Source organism: Caulobacter sp. KR2-114 (assembly GCF_049446115.1).
Classification (GTDB): domain Bacteria; phylum Pseudomonadota; class Alphaproteobacteria; order Caulobacterales; family Caulobacteraceae; genus Acaudatibacter.
On sequence record NZ_JBMSEC010000014.1, the window covers coordinates 1 to 7843 of the forward strand.

Annotated in this window: 8 protein-coding genes; 1 reads left to right on the plus strand and 7 read right to left on the minus strand. The window is 67.9% G+C overall.

Going from position 1 to position 7843, the window contains the following annotated elements; translation table 11 throughout:
* From tuf to ACO2Q3_RS26845, 6 genes are all read right to left on the minus strand, one after another.
* The coding region (gene tuf / locus ACO2Q3_RS26820) for an elongation factor Tu (protein WP_423312381.1) at positions 1–1019 on the minus strand (1019 nt) is incomplete at its 3' end.
* 55 nt (positions 1020–1074) lie between these two features.
* Complete coding sequence (gene fusA, locus ACO2Q3_RS26825) at positions 1075–3153, minus strand: elongation factor G (RefSeq protein ID WP_423312383.1); 2079 nt, start codon at positions 3151–3153, stop codon at positions 1075–1077.
* Positions 3154–3266: 113 nt separating this feature from the next.
* Positions 3267–3740 (minus strand): 30S ribosomal protein S7, encoded by a 474-nt coding sequence (gene rpsG / locus ACO2Q3_RS26830; RefSeq protein WP_423312385.1) that lies wholly within the window; start codon positions 3738–3740, stop codon positions 3267–3269.
* Positions 3741–3752: 12 nt separating this feature from the next.
* Positions 3753–4124 carry a 30S ribosomal protein S12 gene (gene rpsL / locus ACO2Q3_RS26835; protein WP_423312387.1) on the minus strand — a complete coding sequence of 124 codons (372 nt, stop codon included), beginning with the start codon at positions 4122–4124 and terminating at the stop codon, positions 3753–3755.
* 349 nt (positions 4125–4473) lie between these two features.
* Positions 4474–5460, minus strand: coding sequence for a GIN domain-containing protein (locus tag ACO2Q3_RS26840; protein WP_423312389.1), 987 nt, complete (start codon positions 5458–5460; stop codon positions 4474–4476).
* Between the two features lie 16 nt (positions 5461–5476).
* A complete protein-coding gene (locus tag ACO2Q3_RS26845) occupies positions 5477–6334 on the minus strand; it encodes a GIN domain-containing protein (RefSeq protein ID WP_423312391.1) in 858 nt (285 codons plus the stop codon).
* Between the two features lie 264 nt (positions 6335–6598).
* Here ACO2Q3_RS26845 and ACO2Q3_RS26850 point away from each other — a divergent pair, with 264 nt between their 5' ends.
* On the plus strand, positions 6599–7444 hold the full coding sequence (locus ACO2Q3_RS26850; RefSeq protein WP_423312393.1) for an outer membrane beta-barrel protein: 846 nt from the start codon (positions 6599–6601) through the stop codon (positions 7442–7444).
* A 316-nt stretch (positions 7445–7760) separates the two neighbouring features.
* Here the strand turns inward: ACO2Q3_RS26850 and ACO2Q3_RS26855 are convergent.
* The coding region (locus ACO2Q3_RS26855) for a hypothetical protein (protein ID WP_423312395.1) at positions 7761–7843 on the minus strand (83 nt) is incomplete at its 5' end.

Sequence of the window (7843 nt, forward strand, 5' to 3'; positions counted from 1 at the left end):
ACGTCCGTCGTGCGGAAGTAGAACTGCGGGCGGTAGTTGGAGAAGAACGGCGTGTGGCGGCCGCCCTCGTCCTTGGTCAGGATGTAGGCCTCAGCCACGAACTTGGTGTGCGGCGTGATCGAGCCCGGCTTGCACAGCACCTGGCCGCGCTCGACGTCCTCACGCTTGGTGCCGCGCAGCAGCACGCCCACGTTGTCGCCCGCCTGGCCCTGGTCCAGCAGCTTGCGGAACATCTCGACGCCCGTGCAGGTCGTCTTCTGCACCGGACGGATGCCGACGATCTCCACTTCCTCGCCGACCTTCACGACGCCCTTTTCGATCCGGCCCGTCACCACCGTGCCGCGGCCAGAGATCGAGAACACGTCTTCCACCGGCATCAGGAACGGCAGGTCAACCGGACGCTCCGGCTGCGGGATGTAGGCGTCGACCTGGGTCATCAGCTCCAGGATCGAGTTCTCGCCGATGATCGGATCACCGCCGTCGATCGCCACCTTGGCCGAGCCCTTGACGATCGGGATGTCGTCGCCCGGGAACTCGTAGGACGACAGAAGTTCGCGAACCTCCATCTCCACCAGCTCCAGCAGCTCGGCGTCATCCACCAGGTCCACCTTGTTCATGTAGACCACCAGCGCCGGCACGCCCACCTGACGGGCCAGCAGGATGTGCTCGCGCGTCTGCGGCATCGGGCCGTCGGCCGCCGACACCACCAGGATCGCGCCGTCCATCTGCGCCGCGCCCGTGATCATGTTCTTCACGTAGTCGGCGTGGCCAGGGCAGTCCACGTGCGCGTAGTGACGGTTCGCCGTCTCGTACTCCACGTGCGCCGTGTTGATCGTGATCCCCCGCGCCTTCTCTTCCGGCGCAGCGTCGATGTCCTCGTACTTCTTCGCCGTCGCACCGCCCGTCTTCGCCAGGATCATGGTGATCGCCGCCGTCAGCGTCGTCTTCCCATGGTCAACGTGACCAATCGTGCCGATGTTGCAGTGAGGCTTCGTGCGTTCGAACTTTTCCTTGGCCATTCTTCTAGCTCCGGCCCCAGAAACGGGGCTGCAAATAAGGGTTTCTGGGTTTGGTTTAGGCGTACTTCTTGATCACTTCGTCGGCGACCACCTGGGGCACCTGCTCGTAGTGATCGTATTGCATGGTGAACTGGGCGCGGCCCTGGGTCATGCCCCGCAGGTTGCTCACATAGCCGAACATGTTCGCCAGCGGAACGAAGGCGTTGATCACCTGGGCGTTGCCGCGCTGGTCGGTGCCCTGGATCATGCCCCGGCGGGAGTTCAGGTCGCCGATGACGTCGCCGACGTAGTCTTCCGGCGTCACCACCTCGACCTTCATGATCGGCTCGAGCAGCTTCGGCCCACCCTTCTCACGCAGTTCGCGGAAGGCGGCGCGCGAGGCGATTTCGAAGGCCAGCACGCTGGAGTCCACGTCGTGGAAGGCGCCGTCGTGCAGGGTGGCCTTGAAGTCGATCACCGGGAAGCCGGCCAGCAGACCGTTTTCCTTGGCCGATTCCAGACCCTTCTGCACGCCGGGGACGAATTCCTTCGGCACCGCGCCGCCGACGATCTTGGATTCGAACACGAAGCCCGAACCCTGCTCGCCCGGCTCGAAGAGGATCTTGACGCGGGCGAACTGGCCCGTGCCGCCGGTCTGCTTCTTGTGCGTGTAGTCGATGTCGGCCGTGCGGCTGAGGGACTCGCGGTAGGCCACCTGGGGCGCGCCGATGTTGGCGTCCACCTTGTAGGTGCGGCGCAGGATGTCGACCTTGATGTCCAGGTGCAGCTCGCCCATGCCCTTCATGATCGTCTGGCCCGACTCCTGGTCGGTGAAGACGGTAAAGGACGGGTCCTCGGCGACCATCTTGCCGAGCGCGACGCCCAGCTTTTCCTGGTCGGCCTTGGACTTCGGCTCGATGGCGACCTCGATCACCGGTTCCGGGAACGTCATGCGCTCCAGGATCACCGGCGACTTCAGCGGATCGCACAGGGTGTCCCCGGTGCGGGTGTCCTTCAGGCCGGCCAGGGCGACGATGTCGCCGGCGTAGGCTTCCTTGATGTCCTCGCGGTTGTTCGAGTGCATCAGCAGCATGCGGCCGACGCGCTCACGCTTGTCGCGGGTGGAGTTCAGCAGGCCCATGCCGCTTTCCAGCTTGCCGGAATAGATGCGGCAGAAGGTCAGCGAGCCGACGAAGGGGTCGTCCATGATCTTGAACGCCAGGACCGACAGCGGCTCTTCGTCCGAGGCGCGGCGCTCGACCGGCTCGTCGGTCTTGAAGTCGATGCCTTGCGTCGGCGGGATGTCCACCGGCGAGGGCAGGAAGTCGACCACGGCGTCCAGCAGCGGCTGCACGCCCTTGTTCTTGAAGGCCGAGCCACCGAGGATCGGGTAGAAGGCGCCGGTCAGCACCGCCTTGCGGATGCACTTCTTCAGCACCTCTTCCGACGGCTCGTCGCCGCCGAGGTAGGCTTCCATGGCCTCGTCATCGAGTTCCACGGCGTTCTCGACCATGTAGTTGCGAGCGGCCTCGCACTTTTCCTTCATGTCGGCCGGGATTTCTTCGTCGTGGTAGTTGGCGCCGAGACCTTCGGAGTCCCACACCACCGCCTTCATGCGGACCAGGTCGACGATGCCCTTCAGGGCGGCTTCGGAGCCGATCGGGATCTGGATCGGAACGGCCTTCACGCCCAGGCGGTCGCGGATGCTCTCGACGCACTTGTCGAAATCGGCGCCGATCTTGTCCATCTTGTTGACGAACACGATGCGCGGAACGTTGTAGCGGTCGGCCTGGCGCCAGACGGTCTCGGTCTGCGGCTCGACGCCCTGGTTGCCGTCCAGCACCGCGACGGCGCCGTCGAGCACGCGCAGCGAGCGTTCGACTTCGATGGTGAAGTCCACGTGCCCGGGGGTGTCGATGATGTTCAGACGCTTGCCGGCCCAGAAGGCGGTGGTCGCGGCCGAGGTGATGGTGATGCCGCGTTCCTGCTCCTGCTCCATCCAGTCCATGGTCGCGGCGCCGTCGTGGACTTCGCCGATCTTATGCGACTTGCCGGTGTAGTAGAGGATCCGCTCGGTGGTGGTCGTCTTGCCGGCATCGATGTGGGCCATGATGCCGAAGTTGCGGTAGTCTTCGATTTTGTGCGTGCGGGGCATGATGCTGGCTCTGCCGGAACGAGGAAATTGGGGCTGAACGAACGGCGCGGGCGGTTTAGCTCAAACCGCCCGCGTCCGGAAGTGGTGTGCTGGGAAGCAGCCTATATGGGGGGCTACCAGCGGTAATGCGAGAAGGCGCGGTTGGCTTCCGCCATCTTGTGGGTGTCTTCGCGCTTCTTCACCGCGGCGCCGCGGTTGTTGGAGGCGTCGAGCAGTTCGCCGGCCAGCTTCTCGGTCATGGTGTTCTCGCCGCGCTTGCGGGCGGCGGTGACCAGCCAGCGGATGGCCAGGGCGCGACGGCGGTCCGGACGCACTTCCACCGGCACCTGGTAGGTGGCGCCGCCGACGCGGCGCGAACGCACTTCCACGGCGGGCTGCACGTTTTCCAGGGCGGAGTGGAAGGTCTCCAGCGGGCCCTGGTCGCGGCGCTTGGCTTCCAGGATGTCGAAGGCGCCGTAGATGATGTTCTCGGCAACGGCCTTCTTACCCTCGTACATGACGTAGTTCATGAACTTCGTCAGGATGAGGTCACCGAACTTGGGATCCGGCAGGACTTCGCGTTTCTCGGCGCGGCGGCGGCGGGACATATCGTTTCTTCCTTACTTCGGACGCTTGGCGCCGTAGAGCGACCGGCGCTGCTTGCGGTCCTTGACCCCTTGGGTGTCGAGCACGCCGCGGAGGATGTGGTAGCGGACGCCGGGAAGGTCCTTCACGCGGCCGCCGCGGATCAGCACAACCGAGTGTTCCTGCAGGTTGTGGCCTTCGCCGGGGATGTAGCACACCGCCTCGATGCCCGAGGTCAGGCGGACCTTGGCGACCTTACGCAGCGCCGAGTTCGGCTTCTTCGGGGTCACGGTGTAGACCCGGGTGCACACGCCGCGACGCTGCGGCGAGCCCTTCAGGGCGGGAACCTTGTTCCGCGCGGGCTTTGACACGCGCGGCTTGCGGATCAGCTGGTTGACTGTCGGCATTCGCTCTTTCGTTACGTTCGAGGAGGCGTGTGCCTTTCGGCCGAGGCGCCTCAGGGGTTCCATTCAAGACTAGTTCTTCGAAGCGGAACCACGGCGGCGCCCGATAAACACGAAACGGCGCCGAAACGCTGTAAAGCGCTCCGACGCGTCAGGATGTCCGGTTGGGGACGTCCGGTTCATCGGGGCCGGAACGACTCCCGGCCTCGAAAAGAGCGCGGTTGATACTCGCGAGAGGGCCAAACGTCAACGCCTGTGCGCGGATGGCCGCGCGGGCGGACATCGGGCCGCACTCCGGGCCGGCGCCGGCGTCCCTTCAGGGGTCGATTCACGGGTCGATTCAGGGGCCGCTTCAGGGGCCGATGTGCACCGCGCCCGCGCCGGAAATCCGCTTGTCGACGTTGCCGGTCACGGTGCGCACGCTCACGTCGCCGCGCCCGCTGATCACCGCTTCCAGGCTCTGCGCCGTCCCGCCGAAGTCGACGTCGCCGGAGCCGGAGATGTGGGTGCGCATGGCCCCGACCTGCCCGTCGCTGACCTTCACGTCGCCGACCCCGGACACCGTGGAGTCGAAGTCGCCGGCCAGTCGCTCGACCTTCAGGTCGCCCGAGCCGCTGATCGAGGCCCGCAGCCCCCCCGTCACCGGACCGAGGCGCATGTCACCCGAACCCGAGACGTCCAGGTCCGCATGGCCCGCCTGGGCCACCTCGACCTCGCCGGAGCCGCTGACCCGCGCGGACAGGTCGCCGGCGATGGCGCGCGTGCGCAGGCGGCCGGAGCCGGAGATCGTCAGGCGCGCCGAGCCGGCCGAGCCGGTGGAGACGTCGCCGGAGCCCCCGACGGCCACCGAGAGGCGGTCCCTGACATTGGCCACCGTCCAGTCGCCGCAGGCGCCCAGATCCAGCGACAGCGCATCGGCCCGGCCGACCGAGCCGGTGACGGCGCCGCCCGCGCCGAGGCCACCGGTGGCGACCCGGGCGTCGAGCGGCGTCTCGATCACCACCAGCGGCAGGTCGTCATAGCCGAAGGCGCCCCGGTCCATGGTGCGGACCCGGAAGTCCCGACCGTGGCCGCGGCAACGCAGGAACCAGGTCTGCAGATGGCCATCGACGATGGTGGTGTCGCCGGTGACGCCGACGAACACCGGCAGCCGGGGGTTGGCCTTCACCACGCGAACCACAACGTCGGCGCGCGCCTCGGGTACGATCACCACCCGCACGGCGGCGTTGCGGATTCGCACCGTCGGCATGGCGTCGCCCTCGGCGGCCAGGGCCGGGGCGCCATGCGCGCTCAGCAGCGCCGCGAGCGTGGCGACGGCGGTGACGGTGCGGTGGGACATGGGCCGTCTCCCGGGCTCAGGGACCGATGTGCACGGCGCCGGCGCCCAGCAGGTGCCGGGTGACCGGGCCGGTGACCCGGGCGACGCGAACGCCGCCCGAGCCGATGATCGAGGCGTCGAGGCTCTGGGCCACGCCGCCGAACTCCACCCCGCCCGCGCCGGCGATGGAGACCTTCATCGCGCCGACCTGGCCGTCCTGGGCGCGAACGTCGCCGGCGCCCACGACCTTGATGTCCAGCGGGCCGTCCACCTGGCTCACGCGGATGCCGCCGGACCCCGTGGACACCGCCTGCAGGCCGCCGCGCAGCGCCTTGGTGGCGATATCGCCCGAGCCGGAGATACGCAGCAGCGCCGAGCCGGCCGTGCCGGTGCGGGTGTCGCCCGACCCGGTCTGGCTGATCTCCATGCGGCCGGTGACGTTGGCGATCGTCCAGTCGCCGCAGCCGGCGTTGGCGAGGACCAGGCTGTCGCTGCGCCCGATGGAGCCGAACACCGCTTCGCCCACGGTGAGCTTCACCTCCATCGGCGTGTGGATGACGACCTCCGGCAGGTCAGCATAGGCCACGTCGCCGAGCCCGGTGATCGACACCACCGGCTTGCCGGCGACCATGCGGCAGCCCTTCACCCGGCGGTTCACATTGCCGTCGACGTAGGAACGTCCGACGAAGTGGCTGACCCGCAACGGCAGCCTGCGGCTGGGGAGCACGGCGATGGCCACGTCGCGGCGGGGCTCGGGAATCACCACCACCCGGGCGGCGGCGTGCCGGATCTCCACGGACGGGGCCGCGGCGACCGCGCCCGCCGCCGACAGCACCCACGCCAGCACGGCGAGGCCCGGCCAGCGGCTGACGCCCATTCCCTTCGCAGACGCCACGCAGGCCCTCCGCCCTCACTCGAAAGCGGGACGCTAGCCGAGCCACGCCGCCAAGGCAGCTTAAATCGCAGTCATTCGCCAACTGACGGCGAAAGTGACTTTTGAGCAATGAAGCGTGGCCTTTGCGCCACAGCGACTCCCCAATTGGGGGAAAATCCGCAGGCGGAGGTTGCGCCATCAGGGGCCGGCGCCTAGCTCCTGCGCATCGGCGCCGCTTCCATGAGCGCCGATCACATAAACTGCGAAGTATCCAAGGGGATATATATGAAGAGCGTTCTTTTTGGCGCCGCGGCCGTCCTGGCCCTGGCGACGGCGGCTCACGCTGAGTCGACCACCACCACCAGCGGCTACATCGAAGGGTCCTACACGCGTCCCGACATCGGCGCGAGCGGCGTTGGCGACACCGCCATCGACGTCTGGAGCCTGAAGGGCGCCGTCGCGGCCCCGCTGTCGGGCAAGATCGGCGGCCAGTTCGACGCCGACATCGGCGACTACCGCTTTGGCGCGGCCGGCTTCGGCACGAATGACCGGGCGGTGTTCACCCCCACTGGCCACGTGTTCTACCGCAACGACCAGTTCACCGGCGGCGCGTTCCTCGGCATCGAAACCGCCAAGGGCATCACCGCGGTCGGCGGCGGCGGCGAAGGCCAGTTCTACGTGAACCCGAAGTTCGACCTCGAAGGCGCGGTCGGCTACGCCGGCGTCACCGACACCGACGAGCACATCTTCGGCGTGCGCGTGGGCGCCAAGTACTTCATCACCGACAACTTCACGGTCGGCGGGAAGATCAACTACGCGCGCTTCACGGAAAGCGGCTTCGGCCACGAGGACCTGTGGACCTACGGCGTGAAGGGCCAGTACCAGCTGAAGTCCCTGCCGCTGGCCGTCAGCCTGGCCTACGAGCGCGGCGACCTGCACAGCACGCCGCTGCACTCCGACACCCTGAAGGTCGGCCTGACCTGGGCGTTCGGCGGCAGCCTGCATGACCGCGACCGCCACGGCGCCTCGCTCGACAGCGCCTCCGAGACCTTCGGCGGCGAGATCGGCAAGACGATCCTGGGCGCGAACTCGTCCTTCTTCGGCGGCCCCGGCGGCGGCGGCGCCCCGTAAGGCGTCCGCATCCACGACACGACGGCGGCCGCCGGGGGAAACCCCGGCGGCCGTTTTCGTTTGAGCGCTTGCGGGCCCGCCGCGCCGCCGCGCCGCCGCCCCCTCCTCTGTCATCCCGGAATCCGCGAAGCGGATATCCGGGACCGCGGCAGGCGCCGGCGCACGCTACCGCCGTCGCCCATCGGCGTTTCCGGCGGTCCCGGATATCCGCTTCGCGGATTCCGGGATGACAGTGAGGGGGGTGGCGGAATCGAAACGGCCGCCGGAGTGTCCTCCGGCGGCCGCCCGATAGTCGTCTTGTCGTTTGGGCCTTGGCCTATTCGACGATCTTGGTCACCACGCCCGAGCCGACCGTGCGGCCGCCTTCGCGGATCGCGAAGCGCAGGCCCTGGTCCATGG

What these genes read in the sequence shown, in the direction of transcription:
- rpsL (WP_423312387.1), bottom strand. Translation starts at nt 4,124, where the DNA reads ATGCCGACAGTCAACCAGCTGATCCGCAAGCCGCGCGTGTCAAAGCCC.
- ACO2Q3_RS26840 (WP_423312389.1), bottom strand. Translation starts at nt 5,460, where the DNA reads ATGTCCCACCGCACCGTCACCGCCGTCGCCACGCTCGCGGCGCTGCTG.
- fusA (WP_423312383.1), bottom strand. Translation starts at nt 3,153, where the DNA reads ATGCCCCGCACGCACAAAATCGAAGACTACCGCAACTTCGGCATCATG.
- rpsG (WP_423312385.1), bottom strand. Translation starts at nt 3,740, where the DNA reads ATGTCCCGCCGCCGCCGCGCCGAGAAACGCGAAGTCCTGCCGGATCCC.
- ACO2Q3_RS26850 (WP_423312393.1), top strand. Translation starts at nt 6,599, where the DNA reads ATGAAGAGCGTTCTTTTTGGCGCCGCGGCCGTCCTGGCCCTGGCGACG.